The sequence below is a fragment of the Poseidonibacter ostreae genome, from assembly GCF_009208075.1.
Lineage (GTDB): Bacteria > Campylobacterota > Campylobacteria > Campylobacterales > Arcobacteraceae > Poseidonibacter > Poseidonibacter ostreae.
Window position 1 is genome coordinate 1 of record NZ_WFKJ01000036.1, and the last position, 19,245, is coordinate 19,245.

The following is a 19,245-nucleotide window of genomic DNA, read 5'->3' on the forward strand; positions in this document are numbered from 1 at the left end:
TTAGATTAATCCAACAGCAAAGACAAATGAAAGTGGATAAATTAAGACATTCATATATCTAAATATTGGTGTCATTTTTACATTTATTGGCATTACTTCTTCTAAAGAAGAGCCATTTGAAAGTTTTTGCATCATATTTAATTTAAATGCAATATCTAAAAATTTTATTACTAAGATTGAACTCATCCAAAAAGAAAAATTACTTAAGTAAATAGAGACGAATATTGTATAAAAAAAAGAAAGATGTAAAGTGAAGTATAAAAAAATACTTTTTTTGTACATTGTGAAATTGTTAGAAATTAAACCATACATTGAATCTGACTTCTGCCAGTTTGATTCAAATAGTTCAACAGTTATAAAAATAAGTAGTAGGGAAAAAATATCCATAAAGTAAATTAACAATAAGGCAAAGCCTTATTGTTTATTATTTAGTGTTCAGATGAAGAAAATTTAACTTTTTTGTCTTTGTATAAACCAGTTCCAACAGGAATTGTTCTACCAATAACAACATTTTCTTTTAAGTCTTCTAACATATCCATTTTTGCAGAAATTGCAGCTTCTGTTAATACTTTAGTAGTCTCTTGGAAAGATGCAGCTGAAATAATAGAATCAGATGTAACTGCAGCTCTTGTAATACCAAGTAATAATGGTTCAGCAATAGCTGGTTGTCCACCAAGTTTAATAATTCTTTCATTTTCGATTTTAAATCTCTTTTTAGAAATCATATCTCCAACAATAAACTTAGTATCTCCACCATCAAGGATAGAAACTTGTCTTAACATTTGAGATGTAATTACCTCAATATGTTTATCTGCAATATTAACCCCTTGAGATCTATATACTTGCTGTACTTCAGATACAATAAAGTAATGAAGTGCTTTATCACCTAAAATTCTTAATACATCATGAGGTGAAGTTTGACCATCTGTTAATGCTTCACCAGCATGTACAAAGTCACCTTCATTTACTAAGATTTGCTTAGATTTTTCTGCTAAATACTCAGCTTTATTACCAACTTCATCAGTAATAATAATTCTTTGTTTATTTCTTAATGGCTTACCAAAAGAAACAATACCATCAAATGATGATAATAATGCAATATTCTTTGGTCGTCTAGCTTCAAATAATTCAGATACTCTTGGAAGTCCCCCAGTAATATCTTTAGATTTTTGAGTTGCTTTTGGTGTTTTACCAATAATATCAGCTATTTGTACTTTTTTACCCTCTGCAACATTTAATGATGTTTTAGGATCTAAAGAGTATCTAATGATTTGGTCATCTTCAGTTGCTAATACAACTGTAGGTTTATATCCACTTGGAATATATTCATTAACAACTAATTTAGAAGTACCTGTTAATTCATCAAATTGCTCAGAAACAGTTACACCTGGAATAATATCTTCAAATGAAATTGTACCAGCTTTTTCTGCAATTGTAGGATTTGCATATGGATCCCACTCTGCAATTACAACTTGCTCAGCATTTTCTGGAACTGCGATAACTGAATCTTTTTCAACTTCAATATTATCATTTAATTCAACAATAGAACCTCTAGCAATATAGTGTCTTAAAGCTTCTCTACCCTCAGCATCAACGATAACTGCGAATAAACCTTTATCAACAACTTTTTCACCAGATTTGATATCATCTCTTCTTTCTAAATAGTCACCAGTTAATTTATAATATTTAACCACACCTTTAGATCCAGATATAATCTTAGAAGTAATAGGAGCTCCATCTTCAACTCTTAATTCAGATGCAAATGGAACCCTGTTTGGTACATTCCAACCATCTTTAATAATTTCAACAATAGATTCGTTTTCTTCTACTTCTTCACCATTTTTGTATGGTAAGTATAGTTTACCTTCAATTTTACCAGAAACACCTGCAAGCTCATTAGCTTTAGCAACATCATTCTTTCTTAAATAGAATTGTTTAGAATCTTTAGCATTAGAAATAGTTAAAATTGTATCTTCGTGTAATGTTTCAACTGAAACTTTACCTTTAAATGGTGCATTAATTTTTGGCTCTACTAAAAGGATACCTGCATTTCTTCTATTTGCAACAATTGCTTGTCCAGCTGAATTAGTATATTTCTTGATATTGTAGTATCTAATGAAACCTTCTTTATCAGCTTTTAATTCTCTCTCAGTTTGAGTTGCACTTGCAGTTCCCCCAACGTGGAAAGTTCTTAATGTAAGTTGAGTTCCTGGCTCACCAATAGATTGAGCAGCAACAACACCAACAGCTTCACCAGGAGTTGCTTTTCTTTGCTCTCCTAAGTTAAGACCATAACATTTAGAACATAAACCATGCTCAACTTTACAAGTTAATGGAGTTCTAATTACTACAGATTTTACTTCAGCTTCTGCAACAACTCTTGCATTTTCTTCAGTAATTAAAGTACCCTCAGTAAATAAAATTTCATTTGAAATTGGGTCAATAATATCTTCAGCAATCACACGACCAGTGATTCTTTCTTCTAAACTTTCAATTAATTCATTACCTGAAGTAATATCAGTAATTTCAATACCTTCGTGAGTACCACAATCTTCAATTGTAATTCTTACATTTTGAGATACATCAATCAGTTTTCTTGTTAAATACCCTGCATTGGCAGTTTTTAAAGCTGTATCTGCAAGACCTTTTCTAGCACCGTGAGTAGAAATAAAGTACTCAAGCACATTTAAACCTTCACGGAAGTTAGAAATAATTGGTGTTTCAATAATAGTCCCATCTGGCTTAGCCATAAGACCCCTCATACCTGCAAGTTGTCTAATCTGTGCAGCAGAACCTCTAGCCCCTGAATCAGCCATCATATAAATAGAGTTGAATCCATCTTTATCAGTCTCAACTAAATTCATCATCTCTGAACCAAGTTTATTATTAACTTCTGTCCAAATATCAATAATCTTATTATATCTTTCTTGCTCAGTTAATAAACCTTGAGAGAATTGTTTTTGAACTTCAATAACTTCTTTCTTAGATTTAGCAACGTGACCAGCTTTAGATTCAGGAACATTAATATCATCAATAGAAATTGAAATACCAGCACTAGTTGCAAATTTAAAACCTAAGTTCTTTAAGTTATCTAAGAATTTAGGAGTTACTTCGTAACCACCATGCTTATAAATATAATCAACTAAAATACCAATATCTTTTTTCTTTAAAATTTTATTCCATAAATTAACTGGAACAAAATCAGGTAAGATATCATGAATAATTAATCTACCAACAGTAGTATGAATTACTTTTCCATCAATTTGTGTTCTAATTTTTGCATGTAAATCTACTTGCTTCATATCTAAAGCAATAGATGCTTCATCAACACCTGTAAATAATTTATGCTCACCTTTAACACCATCTTTTTCTAATGATAAGTAGTAAATACCTAAAATCATATCCTGAGAAGGTACTGCAATAGCTCGTCCTGATGCAGGTAAAAGAATATTCATAGATGACATCATAAGAATCTTAGCTTCTGCAACTGCTTCTTGTGATAATGGAACGTGAACTGCCATTTGATCTCCATCAAAATCGGCATTAAACGCAGCACACACTAATGGGTGAAGTCTAATTGCTTTTCCATCAATTAATACTGGGTGGAAAGCTTGAATAGATAATTTATGAAGAGTTGGTGCTCTGTTTAACATAATTGGATAATCATCAACTATTTCATTTAAACATTCCCAAACTTCATTAGTTTCACTCTCAATTAATCTCTTTGCAGATTTTAATGTAGTAGCGTAACCTTTTTCTTCAAGTTTAGCCATTAAATGTGGTTTAAACAGCTCTAAAGCCATTTTTTTAGGAATACCACATTGGTCCATATTTAATGTAGGTCCAACAACAATTACAGATCTACCAGAGAAATCAACTCTTTTTCCAAGTAAGTTTTGTCTAAATCGACCTTGCTTACCTTTAATAATTTCAGATAATGATTTTAAAGGTCTTTTATTTGCACCCTTAACAGCATTAGCAGTTTTACCATTATCAAATAAAGCATCAACAGCTTCTTGAAGCATTCTCATTTCATTTCTAATAATGATTTCTGGAGCATCAAGTTCTGTTAATCTTTTAAGTCTGTTATTTCTGTTAATAACTCTTCTATATAAGTCATTTACATCAGAAACTGCAAACTTTCCACCATCAAGTGAAACAAGTGGTCTTAAATCTGGTGGAAGAACTGGTAATTGAGTTAACATCATCCATTCTGGTCTATTACCAGAATTAATAAAGTTTTCAACTACTTTTAATCTTTTGATTAAAGTTTTTCTCTTAGCTTCAGATTTAGTAGCACCCATATCTTCTTTTAAAGTAACTAAAAGTTCAAATAAATCAATAGTTTCTAATAAATCTCTTACAATTTGTCCACCCATATTTGCAGCAAAACCAGTATGTTCGAATAAATCAGAAATTGTTCTATATTGTTCTTCATTTAAAATGTCGTATTTTAAAACTTTTTTAGTTTTTTCATTATCATAGTAAGCATCACCAGCATCAGATACAATGTATGCTTCATAATATAATACTCTTTCAAGGTCTTTTAATTTTACACCTAATAAAGTACCAATTCTTGTAGGTAATGATGAAACCATCCAAATATGAGCAACAGGAGATACTAAATCAATATGCCCCATTCTATGTCGTCTAACTTTTGAAGAAGTTACTTCAACTCCACATTTTTCACAAACAACACCTTTATATCTCATCTTTTTGTATTTACCACAAAGACATTCGTAATCTTTTACTGGTCCAAAAATTTTCGCACAAAATAAACCGTCTCTTTCAGGCTTAAGTGTTCTGTAGTTAATAGTTTCAGGTTTCTTAACTTCACCAGATGACCATGAAAGAATCTTTTCAGGACTAGCAAGTCTTAATTGAAAGGCCGAAAAATCTGTCGGTCTTTCTAATTCTTTTATTTCAATAGGTTGTAATATTTTCTCAGTTTTACTCATTATTTTCTACCTCTTCAAAAATCTCTACATCAAGTCCTAGAGCTTTAAGCTCTTTTGTTAATACAAAGAATGTTTCTGGAACACCAGAAGCTGGAACATTTTCACCGTTTGCAATTGCTCTATATGCTTTTGTTCTACCTTCAATATCATCAGATTTAGTTGTTAACATCTCTTTAAGAACATTAGTAGCACCATATGCTTCTAAAGCCCAAACTTCCATTTCTCCAAATCTTTGACCACCGAATAATGCTTTACCACCAACTGGTTGTTGAGTAACAAGAGAGTAAGGTCCAGTAGATCTTGCATGTACTTTTTCATCAACTAAGTGATGAAGTTTAAGCATATACATGTAACCTACATTTACTCTTTCTTTCATAATTTCACCAGTAGTACCATCAGTTAATGTAGTTTTACCATCTAAATCAACTTTTGCTAATTCAAATAATTTAACAAATTCTGCTTCTCTAACACCATCAAATACTTGAGTTGCGAATCTTACACCTTTAGTCCAATCTTGACCATATTTAACTAATTCATCATCTGATAAAGAATCCATAAATTCTTTTCCATTCATAAGTTTAGCCACTTGTGCAATTTCACCCATCTTAGTTCTAAGTTCTTTAATAAAATCAGCTTTTTTAGCATCAAATATATCTTGAATTTGAGCTCCAAGTTTCATTCCAACTAGACCTAAGTGTACTTCAAGAATCTGACCGATGTTCATTCTTGATGGAACTCCAAGTGGGTTAAGAATAACATCTACAGTTGAACCATCTTCTAAGTAAGGCATATCAACTTGAGGAACAATATTAGAAACAATACCTTTATTTCCATGTCGTCCTGCCATTTTATCCCCAACTTTTATCTTTCTTTTAGTTGCGATATAAACTTTTACTTGTTTAATAACACCTGATGGTAAAATATCATCGTGCTCTAATACTTGTAATTTTTCTTCATGGTCATCTCTTAATTGAGATTTTTGCTTAATAAAGTGCTCTTTAATATCATTATATGTATTTTCAATATCAGACCCAAAAGATGCAACAACTTTTTTCATTGCAAATCTATTTACAGTTTCTAAAACTTCTAAAGGAATATTATTTCCTTTTGCATATGTAACTTCATCTAATTCAACATCTTTAGATAAAACTGCTTTTGATAATAAATCATTAATCTTTAAGATTTCTTCTCTATCTAACATTAAAAGTTTATCATGATGCTTAACATCTAATTCAGCTTTTTCTGCTTCAATTTCTGCAACTGCTCTTTCGTCTTTTTCATATCCTTTTTTAGTGAATACTTTAACGTCAACAACAGTTCCTTCCATAGAAGTAGGAGTTACTAATGATTTATTAATAACATGACCAGCTTTTTCACCGAAGATTGCTCTTAAAAGTCTTTCTTCTGGAGTTGGTTTAATTTCACCTTTAGGTGTAACTTTTCCAACAAGAATCATTCCAGGTTTAATGTAAGTTCCTACTTTAATAATACCTGAGTTATCTAAATGAGTAATAGACTCTTCTTTAACACCTGGTAAATCTCTAGTAATCTCTTCATTACCATGTTTAAGCTCTCTACACTCAACATCTTTTTCATAAATATGAATAGAAGTAAAGGCATCTTCTTTAATTAATCTCTGAGAAAGTACAATCGCATCTTCGTAGTTATAACCATTCCAAGGCATGAATGCAACCATTGCATTAACACCAACAGCTAACTCACCATTATCCATAGAAGGACCATCAGCAATTACTTGACCAGCTTCAACAATTGCACCTTCTTTAGTACCAATTCTTTGACCAAATGAAGTGTTATTATTTGTTCTAACATTTTTAGAAACATTATAGTGATCAATGAAAGCACCGTTTTCATCTTCACCTCTGATATAAATATTCTTAGCATCAGCTTTTTCAATTACACCAGCTCTTTTTGCTTTAATAGCTTCCCAAGCATCTCTTGCAACTGTTTTTTCTAAACCAGTTCCAACTACAGGAGCATTAGGACTTAATAATGGAACAGCTTGTCTCATCATATTCGATCCCATTAAGGCTCTGTTGGCATCATCATGCTCTAAGAATGGAATTAATGAAGCCGCAACTCCCATAACCATTTGAGATGAAATATCAATTAAATCAATTTTATTTTTATCAACTAATAAAATTTCACCATCTTGTCTAGCTTCTGTTAAGGCTTCTAAAATCTTTCCATTATCATCAACTTTTGTTGAACCAGGAGCAATTACTAAACCTTCTTCTTGAGTTGCTGTATAGTATTTAATTTCATCACTTACAACACCATCTTTAACAGTTTTATAAGGTGCTTCAATAAATCCTAATTCATTAACTTTTGAGAATGTAGATAATGTATTAATAAGACCAATATTTTGACCCTCTGGAGTTTCAACTGGACAAATTCTACCATAGTGAGTTGCGTGAACATCTCTTACTTCAAATCCTGCTCTTTCTTTAACAAGACCACCTTCACCAAGTGCAGAAAGTCTTCTTTTATGAGTAACTTCAGATAATGGATTTGTTTGATCCATAAATTGTGATAACTGTCCAGATGTAAAGAACTCAGTAATAGTTGATGTAATCATTTTTGAATTTACTAAATCATGAGGCATAATGTCTTCTAAAGTACCAGATAATGTAGTCATTTTATCTCTGATAGCTTTTTGCATTTTAATTAAACCAGAATGTAACTCATTTGATAATAACTCACCAATAGCTCTAATTCTTCTGTTTCCTAAGTGATCTCTATCATCAATATGACCGTGACCAGCTTTTACTTTTACAAGATATTGAACTGTTTTAATAACATCTTCATAAGTAAGAACTGTTACATATTCAGGAACATTAACACCAAGTTTATGGTTCATCTTCATTCTACCAACTTTTGTTAAGTCATATCTTTCTGGATCAAAGAATAATTTTTTAACAAACTCTTTAGCAGCTTCTTTAGTAACAGGCTCACCTGGTCTCATAACTTTATAGATTCTAATAGCTGATAAATCATTTTCATCATCTAATTGCTCAGTTTGCTTTAATAATTTTAAAGATTCAGCATCAGCTTTAAATGCGTTGATAATAGAATCATCAACACCTGTTGCAAGATCATTTGCAATATCAAAGTTTTCAAAACCTAAGTCTAATAATTTCTTTAATTTTAATTCATCTAAATTAGTTAATGCATCAAATAATACTTCACCAGATTCTGGATCAAAAATAGTATTAGCTGTGTATCTTTCCATTAATAATTCAATTGGATATTCAACTAATTCTAAACCACCTTCAACTAAAGCTTTTGCTTTTCTATCAGTAAGTCTTTTACCAGCAGCAACAATTAAATTACCTTTTTCATCTTTTACATCAAATTCAATTCTTCCTGTAAAATCATCTGGATTAAATTTAGTTAAGAATTTATTATTTTTAATCTTAACATTTAATACTGGGTAGAATAATTTGATGATATCTTCTTTAGAGTACCCAAGTGCTCTGAAAAGAATAGTTACAGGAACTTTTCTTCTTTTATTAATTCTTACATAAAGAATATCTTTAGCATCATACTCAAAGTATAACCAAGAACCTCTATCTGGAATAATTTGACCAGTATAGATTAATTTGTTATCAGCTGTATTTGATTCATCTTCTTTGAAAATTACACCTGGAGATCTGTGAAGTTGGTTTACAACAACTCTTTCAACACCATTAACAATAAATGACGTTCTATCAGTCATTAAAGGAATCTCTCTAATAAATAGAGCTTGTTCTTTCATATCTTTAACGCCGATTTTTTCACCAGTCTTTTCGTCTAAATCCCATAAAGTTAATCTAATATTAATTTTTAATGGAATTGAGTAAGTAAGACCTCTTACCATAGATTCTCTAACATCATATTTTGGTTTACCAACATCACTACCTAAGTAATCTAAAGTAATTCTGTTTTGGGCATCATGGATTGGGAAAATTGACTTAAATACTTTTTCTATACCAGCTGTTGATCTATCTTCTTGACCAACTTTTAAAAATGTTTCATAAGAGTTTTGCTGTAATTGTAATAAGTTCGGAATTTCGATTTGTTGAGGATTTTTTGCAAAATCAACTCTAAGTCTATTACCAGATTTTAAAGAGTTTAACATTATCGGCCTTGTAGTAAATTTTGGTTAAGTTAAGCTTTATAGCACATAAAGCACAAAAGCATCCGTAAAGGATAGGGTTAAAATTTCATTAAATTCTAACCTTAGCCTTCAAAGATGCTATTCTTTATACAAGGCATTTAAGCCTTGTATAACAAGTTTATAAAATTACAAGTGTAATTATTTAACTTCTACAGTTGCTCCAGCAGCTTCTAATTCAGCTTTTGCAGCTTCAGCGTCTTCTTTAGAAACACCTTCTTTAATAACTGCACCAGCTTCTTCAGCAGCAGCTTTAGCTTCTTTTAATCCTAAACCAGTTAACGCTCTAATTACTTTAATAACGTTAATTTTTTTAGCACCAGCATCTTTGATGATTACATCAAATTCAGTTTTTTCTTCAACTGCTTCAGCAGCTCCACCAGCTACACCAGCAACTGCAACAGGTTGTGCAGATACACCAAACTTTTCTTCAAATTCTTTAACTAATTCTGATAATTCAAGTACTGATAAACCAGAAATATATTCTAATACGTCTTCTTTAGAAATTGCCATTTATTATTCCTTATTTTTTATATTTATTTTTATTTATAGCTTAATTAAAATTAAGCTGCTTCTTCTTCTTTTTTCTTTCTAAGTGCATCAAGCCCAATAGTAAAGTTTGTAAGTGGTGCCATCCAAGTAGCTGCAAGCATACCAAGAAGTTCATCTCTAGATGGTAACTTAGCGAATGCATTAACAGTTGCAAGATCAGCAATCTCACCTTCAATAATCCCTGACTTGATTTCAAATTTATCTTTTTTAGTTGAAGCAAATTTATCAGCTACTTTACAAGCAGAGATTTGATCTTCAGACCATAAGAAAATATTTGTTCCAGTTAAGGCTACATCTCCTAACTCAGCATTTTTAACTGCTACAGTTACAAGAGTATTTTTAGCAACTTGAACTTTAGTTCCGTTAGCTCTAGCATCGATTCTTAATGATTCTAACTCTTTATGAGTAATTCCATTATAACCACATACTACAATAGCTTGAGAATTTTTAAATTCAGATGTTAAATTTTCAATTATTTCTAGTTTTTGTTGTTTATTCATTGTTTCTCCCTTCAAAACATCGACTTCGGTAGGACTTATTAAAAACGGGAAGCTTTTAACCCACTGTCTTCAGTTTTTATTTCAGTGCTTTGAACACTCAATAATAAAGATAAATTATCTATATTATTGAATGTTGAAAAAATTAAATAAGGAAGAAATCCTTATTTAATATCCATTAATTCTGAAGCATCAACATTAATTGATGGTGACATAGTTAATGAAATAGCTGCATTAGAGATATATCTACCTTTTGCAGATGCTGGTTTTTGTTTGTTAATTGCTGCAACGAATGCTTCAATATTTTCTTTGATTGCTTCAGTAGAGAAAGAAATCTTTCCAACTGCTGCTTGCATGTTACCTTTTTTATCAACTCTATATGATACTTGACCACCTTTAGCATCATTAACTGCTTTAGTAACGTCCATAGTAACTGTTCCAACTTTAGGATTTGGCATTAAACCTTTTGGTCCTAAAACTCTACCTAATTTTCCAACAAGTCCCATACAATCAGGAGTTGCAATTAAAACATCAAAGTCAATGTTTCCAGCCATTACAGTTTCAACTAAATCGTCGTTACCAACAATATCAGCACCAGCTGCTTTAGCTTCGTCAACTTTAACACCTTTTGCAAAAACTGCAACTCTAACAGTTTTACCTGTACCATGTGGAAGTACAACTGCACCTCTAATCATTTGGTCAGCATGTCTTGGATCTACATTTAAGTTAAGTGCTACTTCAACACTTTCGTCAAATTTTGTAGACTTTAATTCTTTTAATAAAGTACAAGTATCAGCAAGAGAGTAATCTCTTAATTCAATTTTTTCTTTTAATGATTTATATCTTTTTGCCATTTTATTTCTCCGCAATATTTTATTTTTTTGCTTCCAGCATTTAAAAAGTCTGCTGGTTAGACTTAATGTTTTTTAACTAAATATTAAATTTCAGTTGTAATTCCCATAGATCTTGCAGAACCAGCAACAATTTTTGCAGCTTGATCTTTATCATCAGTATTTAAATCAGCGATTTTCATATCAACGATTTCCATAATTTGATCTTTTGTTAAAGAACCAATTTTGTTTTTAAGTGCGTTATCTGAACCTTTTTTAATTCCTGATACTTTTTTAATTAAATCAGTCATTGGTGGTTGTTTTAACTCAAATGTGAAACTTTTATCTGAATAAACAGTGATTTCTACAGGGATGTTAAATCCAGCTTTATCTTTAGTCTTTTCATTGAATGCTTTACAGAATTCCATGATATTAATACCTCTTTGACCTAATGCAGGTCCAACAGGTGGTGATGGGTTTGCAGCACCAGCAGGTATTTGTAATTTAAGTTTACCGTCTACTTTCTTTGCCATACTATTCCTTTTTATTTTAATGATTTTTTTAATGATTAGGCATTAGGAAATAAAACTATGTAAGAAGCAAGTTTTATTGCCTAATGCCTAAAAAAGAGTAATTAAACTACTCTTTCTACTTGTGAATATGAAATTTCAACTGGAGTATTTCTTCCAAAAATTGAAACATTTAATTTTAACATTCCTGAAGCCATATCAAAGTCTTCAACAATTCCGTTAAAGTTTGCAAATGGACCTTCATTTACTCTAACCATTTCACCTTCATCAAATGAAACTTTAGGTTTTGCAGCTGCTCTGTTATTTACTTTATCTAAGATTGCAGTAATATCTTTTTCAGATAAAGGTGTTGGTTTTTTTGATTCACCAATAAATCTACCTACTTTTGGCATTGCTTGTATCCCATGCCATAATTCAGTGTCTAATTCAATTTTTGCAAAAGCATACGCTGGATAGAGCGGTCTTTCAACTATTGATTTTTTACCTTTTTTAATTTCAATTAAATCTTCAGTAGGAACTAATACTTCAGCTATTCTTCCGTCTGCCATTTCTTCAGATAATTGAATTAGTGCTCTTTTTACTGCTAGTTCACTACCAGAGTAAGTTTGAATTGCGTACCATTTATGTGCCATTATTCTATTCCTTAATTCATTATAGAAGATAAGCTTAAAGACATAACAGCGTCAATTAATGCTAAAAATAAAGATATTACAGTAACAACAATAAATACAGATAAATATGCTGATCTAATTTGTTCTTTTATAGGGAAGATAACTTTAAAAAGTTCTTCTTTAGCATTTTTATAATAAGTTTTTAATTTATTCACAACGACTCCAAGGTATTAGTTAAATAAGCTTTTAAATTCTTTTAAAAAAAGTCGAAACTTCTTTAAAAAAAATTCTTAAGTATATTAATAGGACGGGAATTATATCCAAAAAAACTTTATATTAGCTTAGGTTAGTTATCAAGGAAAGAATATATGATTAGTTTATTGTTTTAAATATATTTTGATTTTGTATTTTTGAAAGTGGCAGGCCAGGAGGGACTCGAACCCACAACCGTCGGATTTGGAATCCGGCGCTCTACCATTGGAGCTACTGACCTATTTTATAAAAGAGGAAGAAGCAAAAGCTTCTTCCTAGAGTCTTACGATTTTAATTTCACTTCTTTATGTAAAGTGTGTTTTTTTAATCTTGGACTATATTTTTTAGTCTCAAACTTTTCAGTATGAGTCTTAGGATTTTTCATAGTAGTGTAGTTAATATCACCACACTCTTGACATTTAAGTCCTATTTTGATTCTCGTTCCAGTTGCCATCTATTATCCTTACTTGATAATTTCAGCAACAACACCAGCACCAACAGTTCTACCACCTTCTCTAATAGCGAACTTTGTTCCCTTTTCAAGAGCGATTGGAGCAACTAAAGCTACAGTCATTTCAACGTTATCACCAGGCATAACCATTTCAGTACCTTCAGGTAAAGTACAAGAACCAGTTACGTCAGTTGTTCTAACATAGAATTGTGGTCTGTATCCAGAGAAGAATGGAGTGTGTCTACCACCCTCTTCTTTAGAAAGGATATACACTTCACATCTGAATTCAGTATGTGGAGTAATTGTACCTGGCTTAATAAGAACTTGTCCTCTTTGAACGTCTTCTTTTTTAATACCTCTAATTAAGATACCAGCATTATCACCAGCTTCTGCATATTCCATTTCTTTTCTAAACATTTCAACACCAGTTACAGTAGTTGTTTGAGTTTCTTTTAAACCTACGATCTCAATTTGATCACCTAAGTTAATTCTACCTTTAGAAATAGCACCAGTTACAACTGTTCCTCTTCCTGAGATAGAGAAAACATCTTCAACAGGCATTAAGAAATCTTGTTCAGTATCTCTTTTTGGAGTTGGGATGTATGAATCAACAGCATCCATTAATTCCATAATTTTTGCAGACCATGGTCCATTAGTTCCAGCTTTAGCTTCTTCTAATGCTTGGAATGCAGATCCAGCGATGATTGGAGTATCGTCACCTGGGAAATCGTAATCAGAAAGTAATTCTCTAATTTCCATTTCAACTAATTCTAACATCTCTTCTTTATCTTCTTCATCTAATTGATCTTCTTTGTTCATGAAGATAACAATGTAAGGAACACCTACTTGCTTAGATAATAAGATATGCTCTCTAGTTTGAGCCATTGGTCCATCAGTAGCAGCAATAACTAAGATTGCTCCATCCATTTGTGCAGCACCAGTAATCATGTTCTTAACATAATCGGCGTGACCTGGACAATCTACGTGTGCGTAGTGTCTAGTTGCTGTTTCATACTCAATGTGAGAAGTAGCAATAGTAATTCCTCTTTCTCTTTCTTCTGGTGCATTATCGATTTGATCGTAATCCATCATAGTTCCACCACCAGCGTTAGTTAAAACTGCTGAGATTGCTGCTGTTAATGTAGTTTTACCGTGATCAACGTGACCGATTGTCCCGATATTTACGTGCGGTTTACTTCGTTCGAATTTTTCTTTTGCCATAGAATTTTCCTTCTAATTTTTTAGGTTATTGCCCTCTGAGTAGATAAGCCCAGTAGCTTCTCTATTCAGAGGGGATTTGTTATTATTATATAGATATTTGACTATCTATAATTTTTGTGCGTGTATTATATAAAATAAATACTAAAAAAAAACTTAGTGGGATAAAAATTTATAAAGAGTTATAAAAATTGTGCTTAAAACTAAGCTCCCAATAATCAATAAATTAATGGAGCGGGAAACGAGACTCGAACTCGCGACAATCTGCTTGGAAGGCAGAGGCTCTAGCCAACTGAGCTATTCCCGCGCTCATTATAGTGGTGGGAAGAGAAGGACTCGAACCTTCGAAGCCGTAGGCGGCGGATTTACAATCCGCAGGATTTGACCACTCTCCAACCTTCCCGTTGAAAATTATTGTTTCGTTTAGTGTTATTCTAATATAGATAATGCACTATTTAAAAATGGAGCTGGTGAAGGGACTTGAACCCCCGACCTGCTGATTACAAATCAGCTGCTCTAGCCAAGCTGAGCTACACCAGCGCCTAATTTAATGGTGGCTCGAGACAGAATCGAACTGTCGACACAAGGATTTTCAATCCTTTGCTCTACCGACTGAGCTATCGCGCCATTTCTTAAATTGGAGTGGAAGTATACACATAGGATGATTAAAGTTTACTTAAATTAAGAACTAAACTTTTAAATTCTTTTCCTCTTTGTGCATATGATGAAAACTGATCTAGCGAAGCAGCCGCTGGAGAAAGGATTCCAATGCTATTTTCCTTTAAATTTTCATTTATTTTTTTTACTGCTTTTTCTAATTTTTCACAGCTTTCGATTTTAATATTATAAGTTTTACAATAATTTTCTATTCTCTTTATATTAGAACCAATAGCATAAACTGTAATATTAAGCTGTTTAATATTTTCAAATAAAGGAAGTAAATCAGCTCCTTTATCATCACCACCTAGTATTATATGTATATTCATGTCTTTATAAGGTACTAAGGCATTTATTGTTGCATCTACATTTGTAGCTTTTGAATCATTTACCCATATTCTATTTTTATTATCAATAAACTCTTCAACTTTATGCTCATCTATTGTAAAACTATTTATTTTTTCATAATCAATTTCATCAAAAATGATTTTTTTAGCTGCAAGAGCTAAAAGTGCATCTAATAAAAAAGGTTCTTTGAATTTTATTTTGCTTTTATCAATATCAAACTTATTACATAAATCATCACTATTTTTATATATAATTTTATATGCCTTAGTTTTATAATCTTTATATTTTTCTGGAATTATCGCTATTTCACCTTCTTCCATAAAAGACAAAGGCTTTAATTTTGCATTTTCATACTCTTTAAATGAGCCATGCCATGTGATATGGTCTTCTGAAATAGGAAGAAGTAAATATAAGTTTGGTTTTGCAATATTTGTATAATGCAAAGTAAAAGAGGAAGTTTCTAAAATCCAAATAGAAGCTTTAGTATCTAATTTGGATAAAGGAGTACCAATATTCCCACCATAAACTGAATTATAATTGGCAAGTATGTGTTGACACATTTGAGTAGTTGTAGTTTTTCCATTAGTTCCTGATATCCAAATAGAAAAAGGCATTAATTCACTAAATAAGTCATAATCACTTTGTATATTATTGGCTTTTTTAATCATTTCATTATAAGGTGGAATTCCTGGGCTTACAATAGTCTTTTCATTTGAACTTTTATCATATAGTTCAAAATCCTTATCATCATATAATATAGCATTAGGAAATTTATCTTTTATAGCTTGTGCAGTTAATCCTTTTCCAAGTACTCTTATTTCATCATTTAAATTCATATATACTCTTTTCTTGATTATCGTATTTTTAAGCTCATTAAAGCAAGCAGATTAGTCATAAAAGATATAATCCAAAACCTTACAATAATTTTATTCTCTTTCCAGCCTTTTTGCTCAAAGTGATGATGAATAGGGGCCATTAAAAAAACTCTTTTCTTTCTAAGTTTATATGAGCCTACTTGTAAAATTACTGAGACTGTTTCTAGAACAAATATAAAACCAATTACAGCTAATAATATTTCTGATTTTGAAACAATTGCCATATAACCCATAAATGCACCCAAAGGAAGAGATCCTGAATCTCCCATAAATACTTCTGCTGGATGTGAATTAAACCATAAAAAAGCTATTAAGGAACCACCAATTGCTGCACCCATTATTGCTAATTCACCTGCAAGTTTTATATTTGGAACTAAAAGATATGATGAAAATATTGCATGTCCTGTTACATAAACTAAAATAGACAGAGTAAAAAATGCCATTATTGAAGGAACTGTAGCAAGTCCATCCAAGCCATCAGTTAAATTTACAGCATTAGAAGCTGCTACCATTACTAACATCCAAAATAATATAGAGAATAATCCCATATCAAGTAATGGTAATTTATAAAAAGGAGTATAAAGTGTAGTTGTGTGAGAGAAATAGTATAATAATAAACCCACAATACCAGCACATAAAAACTGCAGAACTAATTTAGCTCTAGCACTTAAACCTGCAGAGTTTTCATTTTTTGCAATTTTTGAATAATCATCTTGAATTCCAATTAAAGAAAATAATCCAATTGTTACAAGACCACCTATAATATAGAAATTATTTAACTTTGCAGATAATAAAGTAGCTACAATTGTTGCAAAAATAAATACCATTCCACCCATAGTTGGGGTTCCTGCTTTTGCCTTATGACCATCAGGCGCATGTTCATATATTGGTTGAGATGCGTCTTTTGATTTAGCCCATTTTATAAACTTTGGCATTAAATACATAGTTAAAAAAAACGCAATTATAAAACTTATTCCTGCACGAACTGAAATATATTGAAAAATATTAATGTCTAGATGTCTATAAAACCAGTAAAACAAACTCAAACCTTCATTTTGATATAATACGTGCGATTATATTATATTATACTTTTTAAAAGGTTTAAACAATGACAAACAAAACTATTCTTGTTATTACTGATGGAATTGGGCATAACGAATCATCAAATTTTAATGCATTTTCACAAGCAGTAACTCCAACATATGATAATTTATTTAAAAATACACCTTATTCATTAATTCATACATATGGTAAATACGTTGGTTTACCTAATGGACAAATGGGAAATTCTGAAGTTGGGCATATGACTATTGGTTCAGGAAGGGTTTTATATCAAGATTTAGTAAAAATTAATATTGCTATTGAAGAAGATACACTAAAAGAAAATACTGTATTTAAAGATTGTATGGAAAAATCTAATACGATACATTTACTTGGATTATTAAGTGATGGTGGTGTTCACTCACATATTGAGCACATTATTGCTATGGCAAAAATTGCAAAATCTCAGAATAAAAAAGTTTACATTCATATGATTACAGATGGTAGAGATGTAGCACCTGATTCTGCAAGTAAATATATTAAACAAATTGTAGATATTTGTGATGAAGATATAAAAATTGCTACAATTGCTGGACGATACTATACAATGGATAGAGATAATCGATGGGATAGAATTCAAAAAGGTCATGATGCAATGGCCTTAGGACATCCTAAAACTTTATTATCAGCTGTAGATTTTGTAGAAAACTCTTATAAAGAAGATGTTTATGATGAATTTATTATTCCTACTGCTTTTGAGGGTTATAATGGATTAAAAGAGAATGATTCAATAATATTTTGTAATTTTAGATCAGATAGAATGAGAGAAATCTCATCTGTATTTGCAGATAAAAACTTTTCTCATTTTCCAAAATTTGCACAAAATTTAAATCTTGCAACAATGACTCAATATGATAAGAACATACCACTTCCTATTTTATTCCCAAAAGATAGCCCAAAAAACACTTTAGCTGAAGTTATTTCAAAAGCAGGATTAAATCAACTTCATACTGCTGAAACTGAAAAATATGCACATGTTACATTTTTCTTTAATGGTGGAGTTGAAGAGCCCTTCTTAAATGAAACAAGAGTTTTAACACCCTCACCAAATGTAGCAACATATGATTTACAACCAGAAATGTCAGCTCCTAAAGTTGGAGAAAATGTAAGAGATGCAATGAATAATCAAACTGATTTTATTGTTGTAAATTTTGCAAATGGAGATATGGTTGGTCATACTGGGGATTTTGATGCAAGCGTTAAAGCTGTTGAAGCAGTAGATAAAGAACTTGCTTTAATAATTGAAAAAGTAAAAGAGCAAGGATATAATCTAATACTAACATCTGATCATGGGAACTGTGAGAGAATGAGAGATGAAGAAGGAAATACTTTAACTAATCATACAGTGGGAGACGTTTATTGTTTTATTATGTCAGATAAAGTTAAAGAAGTAAAAAATGGTAGTTTAAATAATATAGCCCCAACAGTATTAAAACTTATGGATTTAGATATTCCTGAAGAAATGGATGAAACTTTAATTAAAAGTTAATTTATAATGTTCAATATTGATATAAAAAAACTACTTATTAAAAGCCAAGATAAAGAGCTAGTAAACATATCTTTTAAGATATCAAACTCTACTGCTCTTATTGGTCAAAGTGGTAGTGGTAAATCTTTAACTTTAAAAGCTTTATTAAATCTACTACCAAACTCTTTAATTTGTGAAAAAGAGATTAAATCAAATTTTGTATTAGATTTTAATACAATTGGTTTTATTCCTCAAAATCCATTTACATCCTTATCTCCAATGACTAAAATTAATAAACAATTTTTCTGTTCTGATAAAAAAAAGAAAGAAGTCTTGAAACTAGTTGATTTAGATACGTGGGTTTTAGAAAAATATCCAAGTCAATTAAGTGGGGGACAAATACAAAGAGTAATTATTGCAATTGCCTTAAGTAAAGAGATTAAATTATTACTACTTGATGAACCAACAACTGCTTTAGATATTGAAAATAGAGATAATATAATTGGATTAATAAAGAATTTAATAGAAGATTTAAAAATATTAGTACTTTTTGTAACTCATGACATTGATTCAGTAAAAGATATTTGTAAAGATATGATTATAATTAAAGATGGTATTGTAATTGAGCAGGGAAATACTGAAGAAATTTTATCTAAGAGTAAACAAAGTTATACAAAAACATTAATTAATTCAACATTTAAAAATAAAGATTTTAGGAAATAA

At 30.9% G+C, this 19,245-nt stretch carries 15 protein-coding genes and 5 tRNA genes; 2 read left to right on the top strand and 18 right to left on the bottom strand.

Translation table 11 applies throughout. The features are described from left to right. The 18 genes from GBG18_RS11060 to mraY form a co-directional block, all read right to left on the bottom strand. The gene (locus GBG18_RS11060) at positions 1-402 is read right to left on the bottom strand and encodes a hypothetical protein (RefSeq protein ID WP_226898702.1); all 402 of its coding nucleotides are present in this window, start codon (positions 400-402) and stop codon (positions 1-3) included. Between the two features lie 26 nt (positions 403-428). Next, the gene (rpoC, locus tag GBG18_RS11065; protein WP_152191091.1) at positions 429-4,958 is read right to left on the bottom strand and encodes a DNA-directed RNA polymerase subunit beta'; all 4,530 of its coding nucleotides are present in this window, start codon (positions 4,956-4,958) and stop codon (positions 429-431) included. Beyond that, positions 4,951-9,096 carry a DNA-directed RNA polymerase subunit beta gene (gene rpoB / locus GBG18_RS11070; protein ID WP_152191093.1) on the bottom strand — a complete coding sequence of 1,382 codons (4,146 nt, stop codon included), beginning with the start codon at positions 9,094-9,096 and terminating at the stop codon, positions 4,951-4,953. Before rpoB ends, rpoC begins: the two co-directional genes overlap by 8 nt. 177 nt (positions 9,097-9,273) lie before the next feature. Then, on the bottom strand, positions 9,274-9,645 hold the full coding sequence (gene rplL / locus GBG18_RS11075; RefSeq protein ID WP_152191095.1) for a 50S ribosomal protein L7/L12: 372 nt from the start codon (positions 9,643-9,645) through the stop codon (positions 9,274-9,276). A gap of 50 nt (positions 9,646-9,695) precedes the next feature. After that, positions 9,696-10,184: a 50S ribosomal protein L10 gene (gene rplJ, locus GBG18_RS11080; protein ID WP_152191097.1), complete on the bottom strand. Its 489-nt coding sequence runs from the start codon at positions 10,182-10,184 to the stop codon at positions 9,696-9,698. Positions 10,185-10,345: 161 nt separating this feature from the next. Beyond that, positions 10,346-11,035 carry a 50S ribosomal protein L1 gene (rplA, locus tag GBG18_RS11085; RefSeq protein ID WP_152191098.1) on the bottom strand — a complete coding sequence of 230 codons (690 nt, stop codon included), beginning with the start codon at positions 11,033-11,035 and terminating at the stop codon, positions 10,346-10,348. 83 nt (positions 11,036-11,118) lie between these two features. Further along, on the bottom strand, positions 11,119-11,544 hold the full coding sequence (rplK, locus tag GBG18_RS11090) for a 50S ribosomal protein L11 (RefSeq protein ID WP_152191100.1): 426 nt from the start codon (positions 11,542-11,544) through the stop codon (positions 11,119-11,121). A 101-nt stretch (positions 11,545-11,645) separates the two neighbouring features. Beyond that, entirely contained in the window at positions 11,646-12,173 is a 528-nt protein-coding gene (gene nusG, locus GBG18_RS11095; protein WP_152191102.1) for a transcription termination/antitermination protein NusG, read from the bottom strand. An 11-nt stretch (positions 12,174-12,184) separates the two neighbouring features. Beyond that, entirely contained in the window at positions 12,185-12,367 is a 183-nt protein-coding gene (gene secE / locus GBG18_RS11100; RefSeq protein WP_076088260.1) for a preprotein translocase subunit SecE, read from the bottom strand. Positions 12,368-12,569: 202 nt separating this feature from the next. Continuing rightward, positions 12,570-12,645 (bottom strand) — tRNA-Trp (locus tag GBG18_RS11105). 42 nt (positions 12,646-12,687) lie between these two features. Continuing rightward, complete coding sequence (gene rpmG / locus GBG18_RS11110; RefSeq protein WP_152191104.1) at positions 12,688-12,858, bottom strand: 50S ribosomal protein L33; 171 nt, start codon at positions 12,856-12,858, stop codon at positions 12,688-12,690. A gap of 9 nt (positions 12,859-12,867) precedes the next feature. Further along, a complete protein-coding gene (gene tuf / locus GBG18_RS11115; RefSeq protein WP_152191106.1) occupies positions 12,868-14,076 on the bottom strand; it encodes an elongation factor Tu in 1,209 nt (402 codons plus the stop codon). Between the two features lie 227 nt (positions 14,077-14,303). Next, a tRNA-Gly gene (locus GBG18_RS11120) sits at positions 14,304-14,380 on the bottom strand. A gap of 11 nt (positions 14,381-14,391) precedes the next feature. After that, positions 14,392-14,476 (bottom strand) — tRNA-Tyr (locus GBG18_RS11125). Positions 14,477-14,535: 59 nt separating this feature from the next. Next, positions 14,536-14,613, bottom strand: a tRNA-Thr gene (locus tag GBG18_RS11130). Between the two features lie 11 nt (positions 14,614-14,624). Beyond that, positions 14,625-14,700 (bottom strand) — tRNA-Phe (locus GBG18_RS11135). 38 nt (positions 14,701-14,738) lie between these two features. After that, positions 14,739-15,914, bottom strand: coding sequence for a UDP-N-acetylmuramoyl-L-alanine--D-glutamate ligase (gene murD / locus GBG18_RS11140; protein WP_152191107.1), 1,176 nt, complete (start codon positions 15,912-15,914; stop codon positions 14,739-14,741). A gap of 17 nt (positions 15,915-15,931) precedes the next feature. Continuing rightward, positions 15,932-16,993 carry a phospho-N-acetylmuramoyl-pentapeptide-transferase gene (gene mraY / locus GBG18_RS11145; RefSeq protein ID WP_152191109.1) on the bottom strand — a complete coding sequence of 354 codons (1,062 nt, stop codon included), beginning with the start codon at positions 16,991-16,993 and terminating at the stop codon, positions 15,932-15,934. 68 nt (positions 16,994-17,061) lie between these two features. On the opposite strand from mraY, the gene gpmI reads away from it, so the two are divergent. Further along, positions 17,062-18,543: a 2,3-bisphosphoglycerate-independent phosphoglycerate mutase gene (gene gpmI, locus GBG18_RS11150; protein ID WP_152191110.1), complete on the top strand. Its 1,482-nt coding sequence runs from the start codon at positions 17,062-17,064 to the stop codon at positions 18,541-18,543. Between the two features lie 6 nt (positions 18,544-18,549). Continuing rightward, complete coding sequence (locus GBG18_RS11155) at positions 18,550-19,245, top strand: ATP-binding cassette domain-containing protein (protein WP_152191112.1); 696 nt, start codon at positions 18,550-18,552, stop codon at positions 19,243-19,245.